Below are 15,914 nucleotides of genomic sequence, written 5' to 3'. Positions count from 1 at the left end.
GGAATATACCGCAGGGCGCCCGGCTTATCGCTGGGGCGCCTGTCTGGTTTGTTCGATCAGCCAGTCGCGAAACGCTACCAGCCGCGGATCTTCGCTGCTGCTTTCCGGATAGACCAGGTGGTAGCCATAGTCCTGCGCCACGCTGACCCCGATATCGAACAGCCTGACCAGCCGGCCCGCGGCGAGGTCGTTGGCGATCATCGGCAGTTCGGCGAGGCCGACCGCGCCGCTGTCCAGCACGGCCTGCACGACGTGCGTGGAATCGGCGAAGGCCATGCAGCGGCTGTCGTCGAAGTCGTCGATGCCGGCCGCCGCCATCCACATCGGCCAGTCGGGCCAGACGATGCCATCGGTGCGGCAGTCGACGTGGCACAGCGTGTGGTGCAGCAGATCGCGGGGCTCGCGCAGCGGCGGGCCCGATTCCAGCAGGCCCGGGCTGCAGATCGGTACCACCACTGTGCCGAACAGGCGCTCGGCGCGTGCACCTTCATATCGGCCGGGGCCGAAACGGATCGCGACGTCGATGTCGTCGGCCTCGAAATCGCGGACCTGCTCGCTGATATCGAAGGTCAGCTCCAGGCCGAGATTGGCCGCGCGGAATTGCGGCAGCCGGGGCAGCAACCAGTTGGAAGCGAAGCGCGCCTCCAGCGATATCCGCAGATGCGCAGCGCCTCGCGCCATGCGCCGGGCGCGCGCGGTGGCGCGGCGCAGGTTGTCGAGCGCCTCGGCGGTCGCCTCGTAAAGGACCGCGCCGGCCGGCGTCAGCTGGATGCTGCGGCTGGTGCGCGTAAACAGCGTGATGCCGAGCTGTTCCTCGATTTCCTTGATCTGGTAGCTGACCGCCGCGGGGGTCAGGCCGACCTCGTCGGCCGCGCGCGTGAAATTCAGGTGCCGCGCCGCCGCTTCAAAGGTCCGGAGGGCGCGCGTGCCCGGCAGCATGCGATTCATCGATCTTCAGGCGAGATGGAAGGGTCGCACGGAAGCTACCGGTTTCCCGGCGGGGGGTCAATGCACAGGGAATCGCGCCGGACTGGCGCGCGGAGAGGGAACGTGGTGCACCAGCGCCCCCGGTGCACCACGTACCGTCAGATCGTCGATGCGATGCAGCGCGCCGGAATCAGGGGAACGCCGGCACCGCCGGATCCATCCCCGCGAAGCGGGCTTCCGGATGGGAGCTGCGCAGCAGGGTTTCGATTTCCTCGCAACGGCCGCGCGGCACATCGACGATCAGCAGGATCTTGCCTTCGGCGATATCGGCCTCGAAGGGCTTGAGCCGGCTGTTGGGCGCCGAGCTGCCGATCATGCTGGATGCCCAGGCACCGAACACCGCGCCGAGCACGGCCAGCACGCCAACCAGGCCCCATTGCGGGGTATCGCCGACGATCGGGAACATCGCCACCACCACGCCGGCGACCACGCCGACCGCGCCGCCGATCATCAAACCCATCTCGGCGGCGTGAACGATATCGGAGGTCTGGAACAGATTGGCCTCATGCAGGCCGGTCATGTCCATGCCGTCGCGGGCAACGAAGTGGATGTGCCGGTGTTCGACGCGATTGATCAGCAAATCGTCCATGGTGCGCCGAGCGCTGACGACGTCGGGCAATAACCAGTAGATGCGTTTGCGCATGACGGATTCCTCCGAGCGAGGTCCCGTCCGTGGGCTGCCGAGGCTGGCAGGTGGCGGCAGAATCCGCCAGCTGGGCGGGTTTTACTTTTGTACGCCACCAGGCAGGGAATCGCAAGCGCGCTCGTGGGATGCACCGCACCGTGCCGGCGCGGCGCCACGTAGCCGTCACGCGGGCGGCTGTCCGACGTGACGGCGATGACGCCAGGATGGGAACCGCTCAGAACGTGATCGGCAGCCGCACGTTGACCTGCAGGTCGGGCGTATCGCGCGTCAGCCCCGCGCCGACCGAGATATTGAGCGTATAGCGGTCGCTGAAGCGGTACGAATAGCCGACCAGCAACGAGCCCTGCGTGATCCGCACCGAGCCGGGCACGGTCTGGCCGTTCTGCTTGGTCGGCCAGATGATGCTCTGGTCGTAGCCGATGCTGAAGGACGCGCGTTCGTTCAGCGCCAGGCCCATGCCGAAGTTGAAGCCGAAGATATCGCCCGGCTCGATCTTGCCCAAGGGCTCCTTCTGGCCGTTCAGCACGGTACGGCTGACGTTGTCGCGGCCGAAGTTGTGCAGATAGCTGAAGGTGCCGAAGAACACCGCCGGATCGGTCGGCAGCAGCCACGTGATGCCCGGCTGGATCGCGTGGAAGCCGGTGCCGGTCGGCATGCCCAGCGGCAGCCCGGTACCCGTGGTATTGCCGATGCAGCGCTGCACGCAATCGGTGACCACGTCGAACGGGCTCTTGCCGGTATTGGACTTGTACCGCAGCCAGCCGACGAAATACGGCATGCGGTCGTTGCCGTAGTTCAGCTGATAGCGCAGCGTCGCCTCGACATCGCCGAGCCCGCTGCCGCTCGAATTGAAGACGTTGTCGACCGCGGTGCCGGTGAAGACTTCCCGGCTGATGGTGGAGCCCGAGCTATGCACGTACGGAACCTTGGCTTCGATTTCAAGCCGCTTGGTGATGCCGTAGCGGAACGCGACCGAGGCGACATAGGTCGAGGTCTTGACCTCGCGCACATCGATCAGGCCGATCAGGATCGCCGGAATCACCGTATAGCCGACCAGCGCCACCCGGTTGTTCGACGAGTAGCCGTACTGGAACGCCGGCTCGACCACCAGCCGGCCGGGCGGCGTCAGCACGCCGGGCTGATCGAAGATCGGCGCGATTTCCGGCGGACGCGTGTCGCGCTCCGGTGGCCGGCCGACCGGCTCCTGCGCCTGCGCGACCGTGGTGCTGCCGTTGGCGGGAGCCTGTGCCGGGGCCTGTGCCTGTGCCTGATTGACCGGCACGTTGCGCGTATTCGGCAAGCCGGTATTGCCGCTGGCCGCCGCGGGCGCCGTCGCCGCGCCGGTGGCAATGTCACCGCCGGTCACGCCGCCGCGCTGTCCGCCGCGCTTGTTGGCGAGCGCATCCACGCCGACGATGCTGCGCAGCTCGCGGATCGTGGCCTCTTGCTGGGCCATCGAGCGTTTCATCGCGTCGAGCACGGCGGCCTGTTCGGCGACCTCGCGTTTCAGGGCCTCGAGCTGGGCAGCCGTCGGTCCGTTGTCGGGCAGATTCTGCGCGTGCGCCAATCCCCCCAGCAAAAGCAAGGTCGAGCATCCCGCCTGCCGGATGCCCTGCATCGACCTTTTTCTCATGACTCTCCTCCCCCCGGATGGCGGACTGGTTCAGGAGTCCGCGGCCTGCTTTGCGTTGTTGCGATGCACCCCTGTGTTTCCGGATGCGACCGCGTGCATCCGTTGCCTCTGCCTGCTTCGATGTGGTCTTCGTGTGGTCTCGAGTGGTCCGTGTGGTCCCGTATGCGACCTGGCTCTACCGCATGCTCGCCGCCCGTTGCAGGGCGCTGTTCAATGCCGCGCCGGCGACCCCCGCGCGGAACGCCTGCAAGGTGTTCACGCCCGCATCGATGGTCAACAGGCTCTGGATCGACTGGTTGTTGAGCGAGTTCTGGATCACGGTCGCCGGCGTACCTGCCAGCGCCCCCGCGTTGAAGCTGTTGCCCGGCCCGTTCTGGATCAGATTGAGCAGGCCGTTGGTGGTGACCGAACCGGTCGCGGTGGCGATCACCGCCGGCGCCGGCATCGTGGTCGCCCCGGAAGGTGGTGCGGGCGATGGCGCCGCCACGGTGGCGGTGCCCGGCGTCGACGTCGCCGTGCCGGGCTGCCCAGCGCTGGCCGACGAACTGGCGCTGCCGCTGCCCGGCGTCGACGTGCCTTGCCCAGCCTGGCCGAGCGCGTTGGCCGCGACCGAGCCTGCATTGGCGGCGCTCTGCAGCGCGGCGGCAAGCCGCCCTGCCTGTTCGGACGTGATACGGCTGACGTCCGGAATGACGAGGCTGGTCGATACCACCAGGTTGCCGTTGATATAGACGGCGCGTTCGATGCCGAACGAGACCTGCAGGCCGCCGGTCTCGAAGCCGCCCCGCAGTTCTTCCAGTCGAGCCGATGCGACCGGTGTCCAGCCGGCCATGCCGCTGCGCGCGGCAGCGATGGCGTCGTGATGCGGATCCGCGGCGGGGTGCGACGCCAGGCCGGCGTCCCGTCCGCCATCGCGCCCGGCCTGCGTGCCCCAGGCCTGGCCGGCGCAGGCCAGCCCCGCCCCGAGCAGCATCGCGGCCGCGGCCGAGCGGGCAGCGCCACGGGCTGCGCCGCGGCGTGCCGGCCGCGTAGTCAAAGCTTGTCGATACATGATGACGGGTCCCTAGAAGTCTCCAACGCCATGCTTTGGCATGACGGTAAAGAACAGACTGTCCCGATTGACCCCCATCCAGTACGGCCCACTGGGTGCGACGCGCCAGTCCGAAGGCTGGTTGAAGCGCGCGAGATCGGTGCGGTTGTGGATCACGAACAGAAGACTACTGTCCCAGATCCGCTCGAAGTGTTCGCGAGACAACGCTCGGGTACCGAGCGCGGGATCGCCAACCAACACCCGATTGCCGCGTACCCCCTTGACCACGACGAAATGGTGGTAGCCGTTCTCGACCACCAGCACGATCGCCGGGACCTGGGTCTCCTCGAGCTTGGACAGCGGCAGTTCGAAGCCATCGGCCATGAAGCCGCGCGATTCGAGGAAGCGCTTCATGTCCAGCAGCGAGAAGCCCTCGCGCTGGATCTTGGCGCGATCGCCGGTCAGGTACATCTGCTGGAACACTTCGGCTTCCGTGACCGGATGGCCGTACTGATAGGTAAGCAGGGTCGCCACTGCGGCCGAGCCGCAGCTGAAGTCGTATTGCTGCCGGATGGTGGTCTTGAAGCGTGCCTCCTTCAGGCTCACCGTCCGGACCTTGTAGTCACTGCCCGCCGGCTGAAGCACCACCGTATCGGCGGCGTGCGCCGGCAGCATGGCCGACGCCCAGGCGAGCGCCGCCACTGCGGCGAGCCGTGGCAGCTTCATGGCCTCCTTCATGGCCCGCTTCATGGTCCAAATCGCACGTTCAGGATCGTCGCGTTCTGGATCAGCGTGTTGGCGCCGGTGTTCTGTATCACCGTGGGCAAGCCGCTGGCATTGGCGAACGCCCCATCCGAAATCGCGTTGCTGCCGGTAATCACCCGGTTGGCGGTGTTGTCTGCGACCACGCCGGCCAGGCGCATATCGTTGACCACCACTTCGGCGCCGCCGCGGATCTCGTTGAGCGCCGCTGTGTCGACCGGCCTGCCGAAGCCCGCGAGCACGGTGCCCGTCTGGCCTGGCGCCGAGTTGTCGACCGTTGACTGCGGTGCCGTAGCTGTCGTGGTGTCCTTGCCGCTCTCTTCCGGCATGCCGGCGGTAGTCGGCATCGCGGCCATCGGGCCCACCGCCTCTGGCGCGGCGGACGGCTCCGCCGCGGCAGGCAGGCCGGGCCAGAGCAGGAATGCTGTCGTCAAAGCGCCGACAGCGGTGCGGACCGCTCGCATGATGGTGCCTCCTTGTGTCCCGTCTCCGCATGGCGGGAGGCCGGACGTTCCGTCGAACGGGCGTCCCGGCACAGGCCGGTACGCCCACTCCTGCAGAGCAACACCGCGCAAGGCGCGATGCCGGCGCGCCATCCACGCGCCGGCATGCGCGCCCGCGCAGCGTCTTACCTGCCTACAGCCAGGTTGGCCTGGACCGTGACGGCTTGTTGCACCAGCGAGCCGAGGCCGCTGTTCTGGTTGGCGATCATGATGCCGGCCGCCGACTGCCCGACGCTGCTCATCGCGTTGGACATGTTGAACGTGCCCGCATCGGCCAGCGCCGCGCCGCCGGCGCCACCGGCGCCGCCGGTCGCACCGTTGCCCACGCCGCCGGTACCGCCCGCACCCGCGCCGCCTGCACCGCCCGCACCGCTGGCCGCACCAGCCGCGCCGACTGCGCCAGCGCCGGCCGTCGCATTGCCATTGCTGGCCGTGGTGGTCGCGCCGCCGTTGGTGGCATTGCCGCCGGTGCCGCCGTTACCGGCCACGCTGGTCTGCGCGCCGCCCGCGCCGCCGGTACCGGTGCCGGCACCACCCGAAGCAGTCGCTGCCCCGCCGGTACCCGCGCCACCGGCACCGCCAGTGCCGGTTCCGGTGCCGCCGGTAGCCGCCACCGCGCCGGTGGTGCCAGCGCCGCCGGCACCGCCAGCCGCGCCGGACGTGCCGCCCGCCGTGGTCACCGCGCCGCCAGTGCCCGCGCCGCCCGCACCCGCGGTAGTCGCCGTGGTGTCAGCGCCAGGACCGCGCGCGCCGCCGCCGCTCGAGCTGCTGCTGCCGCCCAGGCCGGCGCTCGCGCCAAGCGAGCCGCCGGACGCCGCACCGGCGCCGCCGCCATCGCCGCCGCCGGCCAGGCTGCCGCCCGTGCCGTTACCGCCGGCACCGGTACCGTTGGCGCCCCGGGCGCCGACGCCGACGCTGGCCGCCAGGGCGCCACCGCCAGTGCCTACGCCGTTCGCGCCACGACCCGCGGTGCCATTGGCGTTACCGCCATAGCCGCCGCGGCCCGCCGTTGCGCTGCCGTTGTTGGCGTCGCCTGCGGTCGCATCGCCAATCGTCGCCAGGCCGCCGGCACCGCCGTTACCGCCGGCGCCACCATTGCCGCTGTTGCCGCCATTGCCGCCGGTTCCGCCCATGGCATTGCCGCCCGTGCCGGCGCCACCCGCGCCGCCGGCGCCGCCGCTCGCATTACCCAGCTGGCGGGCGACGTTGCCGATGTGGCTGACGGTCAGGCCGCTGACCGTGCCGTTCAGCCGCGTCATGGCGACCGCACGGCTCGTGTTGAAGGCATTGGAGAAGTTGGCGGTCGAGGTGGAGCCGTTGTTTGCCGCAGTCGTGCCAAGGCCCTCCGCCCATGCGCGCCCGCGGTTCTCCGAATTGGTCTTGGTCGTGGTGGTGGTGTCGTTGTCGGTGACATTGACATTCACCGCCACGGCATCGTCGGTTGCGGTCTGCGCCAAGGCGTGCCCTGTCAGCCCGAGAGTCAGGGCGACGGCGGACGCGAGTAAGGTCTTTTTCATACATAGCTCCCAGGAGGATGTTCTCTGCGACTCAGCCCGGCGCCGCGCTCGTCAGACGGAAACGAAGCGGTACCCGGGTCATGGTCCGGCATTGGCCAAACCGAAGCGCCCTGCGCATATTCAGTGCCAGCACCCCACCGAAGTACGGCATTCCCTTGTAAAACAAGGCCAAAATGGCCCTGTTGCGGTGCAAGATCCCACTTTCGGTGCGACACTGCGAGGGCGAATCCTGTGAACCGGAACAGACATGTCACATCGGTGTGACAGGGCGCAAAAAGCCTCGTCGGCCGGCAATTCCAGCGGCCCGAAAAAAATATGTTTATTGCCGGATAGTTAAGTCCGAATGCCGAAAAAACCGGCTCGCCCCGCTCGCGTTACGAAAATGAAACGAGGAATCGGACAGGGCGTGGGTGGTGTTTTTTTAAGCACGTCCTGCATTGGGGGGATGTTTCTGATGAACCGCATCGCGGATCATGGGCGGCCGCGTCAAATGGGGCGCTGCATTCGTCGCTTCCAGCAGCGGAAAATCAAACCGAAAAACGCTCGCGAGATTGCAACGAAAATGTATCGACATTGCGCCGACGTTGCTCCGACAAGGCCGGTCCGCCACGTGGCCCGCAAAAGCGCAATTTCACACGACGGCGCCTATTGCGTTGTCACTATGTTCATGTCTGATTTAAAGTACATTAAACTAATTGCCGACCCGTCGTCGACTCGCAAGGGAAGCCATGAGTGAAGCCGTCGTTCCCCTGTATCACCAGATTTACGTGGTGCTGCGCCAACAGATTGTGGAAGGCCGTTTTGGCCAGGGGCCTCTGCCGGGCGAGATCGACCTGGCCAAGCAATTCCACGCCTCGCGCGTGACCATGCGCCGGGTATTCGATCGCCTGGTGCAGGAAGGACTGGTGCGCCGCCATCGCGGGCTCGGCACCTTCGTCAATCCGCATCCGATCGCGCCGGCGGCCAGCGCGCCGCAGGCGGTCAGCCTGCTGGACAACCTGCTCGACATGGGGCAGAAGACCTCGGTCAAGGTGATCTCGATCGAGGAGGTGCATGCCACGCCGGACGTCGCCGAGTCGCTGTGCCTGCAGCCCGGCGACCCGGTGACCAAGGTGGTGCGGGTGCGCCATTACCACGGCGAGCCGCTGTCCCATATCACCGTCTACGTGCCGGCCGACCTCGGCCGCCATCTGACCCGCAAGGATCTGGAGACCACGCCGATCCTGCGGCTGCTCGAGAACCGCGGCGGCCTGAAGCTGGGCCGCGCCACCCAGGTCCTGTCGGCCCGGCTGGCCGACGTGGTGGTGGCCCCGCTGCTCGAGGTGCCGGTCGGCGCCGCGTTGCTCGCCACCCGCCGGGTGGTGCAGGACAAGTCCGGCCGTCCGATCCAGCTGCTGCTGGGCCAGTACCGGCCCGACCGCTACGAATACCGGATGGAACTGTCGCCGGCCGGCGGCGACAGCGCCAACGTCTGGGTCGACAACGGGACCCGCACCAGCTTGCGCGACTGACGCAGGCGCGCCATGCTGCGCGCTTCGACGATCAGACAAGGAGACACGCGTCATGCCGCTGCAACGAGCCAGCCGTTCCCTTTCGCCATCGGCCCTCGCCGCTGGCGTCGTCAAGACCCGCCGCACCGCGCTCGGCCTGGGCGCGGCGACGCTGCTGGCACTGCTCGCGTCCGGCTTCGCCATCGGCGCGACCAACGGTAACAGCGGACCGTCGGGCACGTCGGGGACAGCGGCCCCGTCCGCCACCCCCCTCGGCCAGATCGCCGGCGGCAAGCCGATCCGCATCCTGGTCGGCGCGCCCGCCGGCGGCACCACCGATACGCTGGCCCGCACCATCGCCACCGAGATGGGCAAGCTGCTGGACCAGTCCGTCGTGGTCGAGAACCGCCCGGGTGCCGGCGGCAATATCGCCGCCGAACTGGTGGCACAGAGCGCGCCGGACGGCAGCACGCTGTTGATGAGTTTCACCAGCCATACCATCAACGCGACGCTGTACAAGAACCTGCCGTTCGATCCGGTCGCCGATTTCACGCCGATCACGCTGGTCGCCAGCGTGCCGAGCGTGCTGGTCGCCCATCCGTCGGTGCCGGCCAACAATGTCGCCGAGCTGATCCAGCTGGCCAAGTCCCGTCCCGGCAAGCTGAACTTCGGCATCGGCGCGGTCGGCTCGTCGGTGCATCTGGCCGGCGACATGTTCAAGATGATGACCGGCACGTACATCGTCAACATTCCGTACAAGGGGACGACGCCCGCCGTCACCGACCTGCTGTCGGGCCGCGTCGAGCTGATGTTCGCCAGCACGCTGAACGTGCTGCCGCATATCAAGGCCGGCAAGCTGAAGGCGCTCGGCGTCACCAGTCCGGCGCCGCTGCCGCAGCTGCCCGGCGTGCCGCCGATCTCGCAGACCGTCAAGGGCTTCGAGTCCAACGCCTGGTTCGGGCTGTTCGGGCCGGCGGGCCTGCCGTCGGAAGTCACGCGCACCCTGTATCAAGCCGCGCGACGGGGTCTGGAGACGCCCGCGGTGGCCAGGCGCCTGGAAAACGATGGCGCGCAGCCCGTCGCCAACACGCCGGAGGCCTTCAGCGCCTTCGTCAAGCAGGACATCAAGCGCTGGGCCACCGTGGTCCGCTATTCGGGAGCCAAGGTGGAATGAGCCGTGCCGGCGCCGGGTCCATCCCGGCGCAAACCCTCGCGCAGAAGCTGGTCGCCCGCGCAGCGGGCATGGACCACGTGACGCCAGGCACCGTGGTCACCTGCAAGGTCGATCTGGCGATGTCGCACGATTCCAGCGGACCGCGCCGCGTCGCGCCGCTGCTGGGCGAGCTGGGCGCCAAGGTCTGGGACCCCGAACGTTTCGTCGTCGTGACCGACCACTTCGTGCCCGCCGCCGATGCCGAAGCCGAGGCGATCGTCCGCTTCACGCGCGACTGGGTCCGCGAACAGCGCCTGCCGCATCTGATCGACAACGAAGGCATCTGCCACGTGGTGCTGCCCGAGCGCGGCTACGTGCTGCCGGGCCAGTTCATCGTCGGCGGCGACAGCCACAGCCCGACCGGTGGCGCGTTCGGCGCCTATATGTTCGGCATCGGCGCCACCGAGATGGCGGGCGTGCTTGCCACCGGCGAGATCTGGCTGCGCGTGCCGCAGACCATCCGCATCGAATGGGACGGCACGCTGGCCGACGGCGTCTGCGCCAAGGACATCATGCTGTTCCTGTGCGCGCGGCTCGGGCTGGGCGGCGGCCGCTACGAGGCCATCGAATATGCCGGCACGGCCGTGACCGCACTGTCGATGCACGAACGGATGACGCTGACCAATATGAGCGCGGAGCTGGGCGGGCAGACGGGCCTGGTCGCGCCGGACGCCACCACGCTGCAATGGCTCGAACAGGCCGGCGTGCCCGCGGCCACGCTGGGGCAGATCGACATGGGGCATTGGCGCAGCGATGCCGATGCGCCGGTGCTGCAGGCCCTTCGCTTCGATGCGACCACGCTGGCCCCGCAGGTCGCCGCGCCCCACTCGCCGGCCAACGGCGCGCCGGTGACCGAGGTCCAGGGCGAAACGATCGACGTCGCCTATCTCGGCGCCTGCACCGGCGCCAAGCTCGACGACCTGCGCATGGCTGCGCGCATCCTGCGCGGACGCAAGGTCGCGCCCGGGGTGTCGCTGCAACTGGCGCCGGCCTCGCTGCGCGATCAGCAGCAGGCCGAGCGCGAAGGCACGCTGGCGGCGCTGCTCGATGCCGGCGCCCAATTGCTGCCCAATGCCTGCAACGCCTGCGCCGGCTACGGTCCCACGCGTTTTGCTGCCGGCACGCGGGCGATTGCTTCGACCGCGCGCAATTTCGCGGGTCGCATGGGCGATGCCGGCAGCGCGGTGTGGCTTGCCTCGCCGATGACCGTGGCGGCATCGGCGGTCACGGGCCGCATCACCGATCCGCGCACGCTGCTGTCATGACCTCGCTCCGCACGAACACACCCGGCAATACCGCCGCCGACCATCGCACCGCCGGCCGTATCTGGCGCTTCGGCGATAACGTCGATACCGATGCGATGGCGCCCGCCACGCAGATGAAAGGCGGCATCGAGCAGATCGCGCGCCATTGCCTGGCCGGATTGCGCCCCGAATTCCCTGCGACCGTGCGGCCGGGCGACCTCGTCGTCGGCGGACGGCACTTCGGCGTCGGCTCGTCGCGCGAACAGGCGCCGCAGGCGTTGCGCCATCTGGGTGTTGCCGCGGTGATCGCGCCCTCGTTCGCTGGCCTGTTCTATCGCAATGCGCTGAATCTCGGCCTGCCGGCGCTGGTCTGCACGCATACCGACGGACTGGTCGATGGAGCACGCGCAACGCTGGATCTGGACGGCGCCGCCATCGTGCTGGCCGATGGCAGCCGTGTGCCATGCGAGCCGATCCCGCCGTTCCTGCTCGACATGCTGCGCGCCGGCGGGCTGATTCCGCATCTGAAGCGGCGGCTGGCGCAGCAGCGCGCCTGACGATGCCTCGCCCTCACCCCCTTTCGGCGTTGCGAGCCTCGCGCAGCAACGCCATCACCTCATCGTCGGTGGTCTGCTCGAAATCTGCGTAATACGCGCCCACCGCGCCGAAATCTTCCGGCACCGACAGCGATACGCATTCGTCGGCCGCGTCCCGCAGCGACGCCAACCCTTCGACCGACGCGACCGGCACCGCGGCAATCACGCGAGCCGCCCCGGCATGGCGCGCGCTCTCCAGCGCGGCGCGCATCGTCGCGCCCGTCGCCACGCCATCGTCGACCATGATCACGACCCGGTCGCGCATCGCCGCCACCGGCGCCCCGCCGCGATAGCGCTGCTGGCGCCGGGCGATCTCCGCCAACTGCCGGCCACGTTCCAGTTCGAACGCACCGCTGTCGACGGCGCGGCGCGTCCATGCATCGTCGTTGGCGACGGTATGCGGCGGCGAGCCGGTGGCGTCGCCCTCGACCACCGCGCCCAGCGCCAGTTCGGGATAGCCCGGCGCGCCGATCTTGCGCACCAGCAGGATGTCGAGCGTGGCGCCCAACGCGCGGGCCACCTCGAAGGCGACCGGCACGCCGCCGCGTGGCAGCGCCAGCACCAGCGGCGGCTCTCCGTCCCGCTTCGCATGGCCAAGTTCGCTCAGGCGGCGCGCCAGATGGACGCCGGCGTCGCGGCGATCGGCGAAATACGGCGGCAGCGGCATCGCGGCCCTCCTGTCCTGTTGGTGCTCCCCGGGCGGTTCCGGCGTGCGCACGGGTGCATTAACCCTGTGGCGCGGTCACCCTTTTATGTCCGGCTCGACACATGCCGTTACAATGCGAATGTTAACAAGAACGATTCGCATTTATCGTTCGTCCACTGGGCCTTCGACCCGCACGGACCGACGTCACGGTCCGCGCTGCCGCACCGCGGCGGCATTGCGCGGGCGTTCTGAAAAAATATAGACGGATCCGACCATGCCACAGCGCGCAACCCAACGCCGTGGCCGCCACCGCGGCCATGCCCTTCGCCTGACGACTCTCGCCCTGGGCCTGCAAGCCGCCGGCATGGTGTGGGCCCAGCAGTCCGCGCCTGCCGACGCTTCGGCGCCGGCTGCCGCGCCTGCCGCTCCTGCCTCCGCCACCGCTGGTGCCACCGCCGGTGCCACGGCCGCCGCCGAATTGCCGGCGGTCACCGTGCGCGCCACCAGCGACAACGAAACCGCCACGGGCCCGGTCTTCGGCTTCGTCGCCAAGCGCAGCGCCACCGCGACCAAGACCGACACGCCGGTCATGGAAACGCCGCAGTCGATCACCGTGATCACGCGCGACCGCATCGAGGCGCAGGGCGCGCAATCGGTGCAGCAGGCGATCGGCTATACCGCGGGCGTCCACGCGGGCCTGTACGGCAACGACAATCGCGGCGACTGGGGACGCTTCCGCGGTACCGATTTCACGCAATACCAGGACGGGCTGCTCAATGCGGTCGGCTTCTACAACAATGTCCGCCCCGACGTGTATGCGCTGGAGCGGATCGACGTCCTGCGCGGCCCATCGTCGATGCTGTTCGGCCAGGGCGCGGTCGGCGGCATCCTGAACCTCGTCAGCAAGCGCCCGCAAGCGGAAGCCGCGCGCGAGATCGGCGTGCAGTTCGGCAACAACAACCGCAAGCAGGTGCAGGCCGACCTGACCGGGCCGCTCGATGCGGACGGCAAATGGCTGTATCGGCTAGTTGCGCTGGCGCGCGACAGCGACACGCATGTCGACTTCGCCCAGGACAATCGCTACCTGATCGCGCCGTCGCTGACGTATCGGCCGAACAGCGATACGTCGTTCACGCTGCTGGCGAATTTCCAGCGCGATGACAGCAATACGACCGCGGGGTTCTTCCCCTGGCAGGGCATGCTGTATCCGAATCCCGGCGGCCTGAAGATCCGCGACAGCTTCTTCGTCAGCGAGCCCGGCTTCGATCGCTTCAAGGCCGAACAGGCGGCCATTGGTTATCAGTTCGAGCACAAGGCGAACGAGGTCTTCACGTTCCGCCAGAACCTGCGGTATTCGTACAGCACGGTGGATTACCGCAGCATCTACGCGCGTTTCAATGCGCCGAACGGCGGTTGGGTGCCGGGCAGCGACAGGCTGCTGAACCGTACCGTCTATTGGGACAATCCGCGGCTGCGGTCCTTCCTCGTCGATACCCAGGCACAGGCCAAGTTCCACACCGGCAGCGTCGGCCATACCCTGCTGACGGGCATCGATTATCAGCACGCCGATATCGACGGCCGCCGGGGAATTAACGGTACTGGCAGCGCCGCGCCGATCGACATCGTCAATCCGGTCTACGGCAATTACATCGCGCCGACGCTGGGCCACGTCAATCCCACCAAGCAGATCCAGACTGGCATCTATATGCAGGACCAGATGTCGTGGAACCAGTGGCTGCTGATGGCCGGCCTGCGCTACGACTGGTCGCGCGCCTCGCAAGTGAACACGCCGGCCGGTTCGCGCGACGACAATGAGCTGACCAAGCGCTTCGGCCTGATGTACCAGACCGACTTCGGCCTGAATCCGTACATCAGCTATTCGGAGTCCTTCCAGGGTGTGCCGGGCAACAACCGCGCAGGTCCGCTGAAGCCGCTGCGCGGCAAGCAATGGGAAGCGGGTATCAAATACCAGCCGCCCGGCAAGAACGCGATGGTCACGATGGCCGTGTTCGACATGCGCGAGAAGAACCGCCGCGCATCCGGCATCGTCAACGGCATGCCCGACACCGTGCAGATCGGCGAGGCACGCACCCGCGGCTTCGAGATCGAGGCGCTCGCATCGCTGCGCAATCGGGTCGACCTGATCGCCAACTACACCTACCTCGACACCCGCATCCTCGCCGGCAATCCCGTCGAAGTCGGCAAGCGCATCGCCAGCATTCCGAAGCATATGGCTTCGCTGTGGGGCACCTACAAGTTCAACCTGTTCGACAAGCCCGGCTTCTCGGCCGGCGCCGGCGTGCGGTACTTCAGCGCCAGCTATGACGGCACCGACCGCAACAAGGTGGGCAGCGCCACGCTCGTCGATGCCGTGCTGGCCTACGACCACGGCCCGGTCCGCGTCGCGCTGAACGTCAACAACCTGTTCGACAAGGAATACCTGACGACCTGCCTCGCCCGCGGCGACTGCTACTTCGGCGCACGGCGGACGGTGGTGGGGAGCGTTACCTACCGCTTCTGATCAGAGCTGGGAAAGATGATCGACACTTGGGCTAATGGACGAAGCCTGATTGCGCCGCCTTTGGGCGGCGTTTTTTTTTGTGAGGTATCAAACAACGATTTCAGCTTGCCAAGCTTTTCACGCATTGGTATCGAAAATAGGGCCCGTGTCCTCCAATTTCCGCTAAGACGAGAGAGTAATCACGAAATCATCCTGATGGTTCCGTCGTCAGAGGGCTCAATAGAAGCACGCTCCCAGCCGATATCTATCTTCTCACTACCGCAAGAAGAATGATGATCGAAAATCAAAATATCGAAGATGAAAAGCTACGCCTAGAGAAGGAAAAGCTCGCCTATACCAAGCGGGCATTCTGGATGGACCTTGTCTCGAAGCTATTAATTTCTGGTTGCATGGCGGCAGTAGCATATGCCACATTTCTTAGCAACAACCAACATGCCAATAGGCGGCTAGAATTCGACATCAATGCAAAAACTCAGGAACTCCATCAAAGGGAACAGGAACTTGGACTGCGTCGCGATGATGCGAAACTTGCTCGCGACATCCGCCAATCGACATTCCTTGTCCAAAATTATCAGCAAATTGTAAACAAAGACTCCGTTTCAGAAGACAGTCTGGCAGCGCTCGCGAACGTTGTCTTCACGGACGAACGGGAAGCGGCCACCGTGATCGCCAAGATTCGACAATTGCGTTCCAGTGCATCTGTGACATCGCGCTTATTTACCCCCGCAACTTCCGCGGATGCGTACATCGCTGCCGGGAAAAAAGCACTTCGCAACAAAGAGTTCGCCTTAGCTCTGCAATACTTCGATAGCGCGACTGCGCTGGCTTCTCATAGCGCCGATGCATGGAACAGCAAGGCCTACGTCCAGATGCAACTGGGAGACAACGAAGCTGCATTCGCAAGTATCGCGACCTCTATCTCACATTCACCTGAGGGCGACCTACTTCGAAGAAACGTGGCGCTCAATGCCACCAAAATTCTGTGCTCTCTGGGGCGCTTCGAAGAGGCCGGCTCATACCTAAAAAACAGTATCGCTGTGGTGCCCGGTTTGGCTGATACTGCTCCGAAGGAACCCGAGTTGAAACGGCGGTGCAACTTCTCTTGGAGCGAATAGGGATCGATGCG

The 15,914-nt window shown here is 66.9% G+C and carries 15 protein-coding genes; 7 read left to right on the top strand and 8 right to left on the bottom strand.

The features are described 5' to 3' along the window. Positions 1-24: 24 nt before the first annotated feature. The 7 genes from gcvA to M1D55_RS00410 form a co-directional block, all read right to left on the bottom strand. A complete protein-coding gene (gene gcvA, locus M1D55_RS00440) occupies positions 25-948 on the bottom strand; it encodes a transcriptional regulator GcvA (RefSeq protein ID WP_456280784.1) in 924 nt (307 codons plus the stop codon). 169 nt (positions 949-1,117) lie between these two features. Then, on the bottom strand, positions 1,118-1,630 hold the full coding sequence (locus M1D55_RS00435; RefSeq protein WP_064574495.1) for a hypothetical protein: 513 nt from the start codon (positions 1,628-1,630) through the stop codon (positions 1,118-1,120). 217 nt (positions 1,631-1,847) lie between these two features. Continuing rightward, positions 1,848-3,266 (bottom strand): hypothetical protein, encoded by a 1,419-nt coding sequence (locus M1D55_RS00430; protein ID WP_064574497.1) that lies wholly within the window; start codon positions 3,264-3,266, stop codon positions 1,848-1,850. Between the two features lie 175 nt (positions 3,267-3,441). Further along, complete coding sequence (locus tag M1D55_RS00425) at positions 3,442-4,317, bottom strand: flagellin (protein ID WP_456280783.1); 876 nt, start codon at positions 4,315-4,317, stop codon at positions 3,442-3,444. A gap of 12 nt (positions 4,318-4,329) precedes the next feature. Continuing rightward, positions 4,330-5,022 (bottom strand): C39 family peptidase, encoded by a 693-nt coding sequence (locus tag M1D55_RS00420; protein WP_156526452.1) that lies wholly within the window; start codon positions 5,020-5,022, stop codon positions 4,330-4,332. Between the two features lie 20 nt (positions 5,023-5,042). Further along, positions 5,043-5,522 carry a hypothetical protein gene (locus M1D55_RS00415; RefSeq protein WP_456280782.1) on the bottom strand — a complete coding sequence of 160 codons (480 nt, stop codon included), beginning with the start codon at positions 5,520-5,522 and terminating at the stop codon, positions 5,043-5,045. Between the two features lie 164 nt (positions 5,523-5,686). Further along, positions 5,687-7,078 (bottom strand): hypothetical protein, encoded by a 1,392-nt coding sequence (locus M1D55_RS00410; RefSeq protein WP_456280781.1) that lies wholly within the window; start codon positions 7,076-7,078, stop codon positions 5,687-5,689. A gap of 454 nt (positions 7,079-7,532) precedes the next feature. On the opposite strand from M1D55_RS00410, the gene M1D55_RS00405 reads away from it, so the two are divergent. From M1D55_RS00405 to M1D55_RS00385, 5 genes are read left to right on the top strand one after another with little or no spacing between them, the layout of a single operon-like run. Next, positions 7,533-7,814: a hypothetical protein gene (locus tag M1D55_RS00405; protein WP_456280780.1), complete on the top strand. Its 282-nt coding sequence runs from the start codon at positions 7,533-7,535 to the stop codon at positions 7,812-7,814. Next, complete coding sequence (locus tag M1D55_RS00400) at positions 7,807-8,589, top strand: GntR family transcriptional regulator (protein ID WP_006575818.1); 783 nt, start codon at positions 7,807-7,809, stop codon at positions 8,587-8,589. The genes M1D55_RS00405 and M1D55_RS00400 overlap by 8 nt, the downstream gene beginning before the upstream one ends. Before the next feature lie 52 nt (positions 8,590-8,641). Further along, positions 8,642-9,742, top strand: a complete 1,101-nt coding sequence (locus M1D55_RS00395; RefSeq protein WP_456280779.1) for a tripartite tricarboxylate transporter substrate binding protein — start codon at positions 8,642-8,644, stop codon at positions 9,740-9,742. After that, positions 9,739-11,046 carry a 3-isopropylmalate dehydratase large subunit gene (locus M1D55_RS00390; protein ID WP_456280778.1) on the top strand — a complete coding sequence of 436 codons (1,308 nt, stop codon included), beginning with the start codon at positions 9,739-9,741 and terminating at the stop codon, positions 11,044-11,046. Before M1D55_RS00395 ends, M1D55_RS00390 begins: the two co-directional genes overlap by 4 nt. Continuing rightward, positions 11,043-11,582: a LeuD/DmdB family oxidoreductase small subunit gene (locus M1D55_RS00385; protein WP_006575821.1), complete on the top strand. Its 540-nt coding sequence runs from the start codon at positions 11,043-11,045 to the stop codon at positions 11,580-11,582. Before M1D55_RS00390 ends, M1D55_RS00385 begins: the two co-directional genes overlap by 4 nt. Before the next feature lie 13 nt (positions 11,583-11,595). Here the strand turns inward: M1D55_RS00385 and M1D55_RS00380 are convergent, their stop codons facing one another. Then, positions 11,596-12,288: a phosphoribosyltransferase gene (locus tag M1D55_RS00380; protein WP_456280777.1), complete on the bottom strand. Its 693-nt coding sequence runs from the start codon at positions 12,286-12,288 to the stop codon at positions 11,596-11,598. A 343-nt stretch (positions 12,289-12,631) separates the two neighbouring features. Between M1D55_RS00380 and M1D55_RS00375 the strand changes: the two genes are divergently transcribed. Next, the gene (locus tag M1D55_RS00375; protein WP_082928638.1) at positions 12,632-14,788 is read left to right on the top strand and encodes a TonB-dependent siderophore receptor; all 2,157 of its coding nucleotides are present in this window, start codon (positions 12,632-12,634) and stop codon (positions 14,786-14,788) included. 269 nt (positions 14,789-15,057) lie between these two features. Then, the gene (locus M1D55_RS00370; protein WP_456280776.1) at positions 15,058-15,903 is read left to right on the top strand and encodes a tetratricopeptide repeat protein; all 846 of its coding nucleotides are present in this window, start codon (positions 15,058-15,060) and stop codon (positions 15,901-15,903) included. Positions 15,904-15,914: the final 11 nt, after the last annotated feature.

The sequence above is a fragment of the Cupriavidus sp. JZ107 genome, from assembly GCF_053903255.1.
This window is presented reverse-complemented; position numbering and strand designations above follow the sequence as displayed.

Excerpts from the sequence above, each read along its gene's own strand:
- M1D55_RS00400 (WP_006575818.1), top strand. The coding sequence starts at position 7,807 with ATGAGTGAAGCCGTCGTTCCCCTGTATCACCAGATTTACGTGGTGCTG.
- M1D55_RS00430 (WP_064574497.1), bottom strand. The coding sequence starts at position 3,266 with ATGAGAAAAAGGTCGATGCAGGGCATCCGGCAGGCGGGATGCTCGACC.
- M1D55_RS00395 (WP_456280779.1), top strand. The coding sequence starts at position 8,642 with ATGCCGCTGCAACGAGCCAGCCGTTCCCTTTCGCCATCGGCCCTCGCC.
- gcvA (WP_456280784.1), bottom strand. The coding sequence starts at position 948 with ATGAATCGCATGCTGCCGGGCACGCGCGCCCTCCGGACCTTTGAAGCG.
- M1D55_RS00425 (WP_456280783.1), bottom strand. The coding sequence starts at position 4,317 with ATGTATCGACAAGCTTTGACTACGCGGCCGGCACGCCGCGGCGCAGCC.
- M1D55_RS00380 (WP_456280777.1), bottom strand. The coding sequence starts at position 12,288 with ATGCCGCTGCCGCCGTATTTCGCCGATCGCCGCGACGCCGGCGTCCAT.
- M1D55_RS00420 (WP_156526452.1), bottom strand. The coding sequence starts at position 5,022 with ATGAAGCTGCCACGGCTCGCCGCAGTGGCGGCGCTCGCCTGGGCGTCG.
- M1D55_RS00415 (WP_456280782.1), bottom strand. The coding sequence starts at position 5,522 with ATGCGAGCGGTCCGCACCGCTGTCGGCGCTTTGACGACAGCATTCCTG.
- M1D55_RS00375 (WP_082928638.1), top strand. The coding sequence starts at position 12,632 with ATGGTGTGGGCCCAGCAGTCCGCGCCTGCCGACGCTTCGGCGCCGGCT.
- M1D55_RS00410 (WP_456280781.1), bottom strand. The coding sequence starts at position 7,078 with ATGAAAAAGACCTTACTCGCGTCCGCCGTCGCCCTGACTCTCGGGCTG.
- M1D55_RS00385 (WP_006575821.1), top strand. The coding sequence starts at position 11,043 with ATGACCTCGCTCCGCACGAACACACCCGGCAATACCGCCGCCGACCAT.
- M1D55_RS00390 (WP_456280778.1), top strand. The coding sequence starts at position 9,739 with ATGAGCCGTGCCGGCGCCGGGTCCATCCCGGCGCAAACCCTCGCGCAG.
- M1D55_RS00370 (WP_456280776.1), top strand. The coding sequence starts at position 15,058 with ATGATGATCGAAAATCAAAATATCGAAGATGAAAAGCTACGCCTAGAG.
- M1D55_RS00405 (WP_456280780.1), top strand. The coding sequence starts at position 7,533 with ATGAACCGCATCGCGGATCATGGGCGGCCGCGTCAAATGGGGCGCTGC.
- M1D55_RS00435 (WP_064574495.1), bottom strand. The coding sequence starts at position 1,630 with ATGCGCAAACGCATCTACTGGTTATTGCCCGACGTCGTCAGCGCTCGG.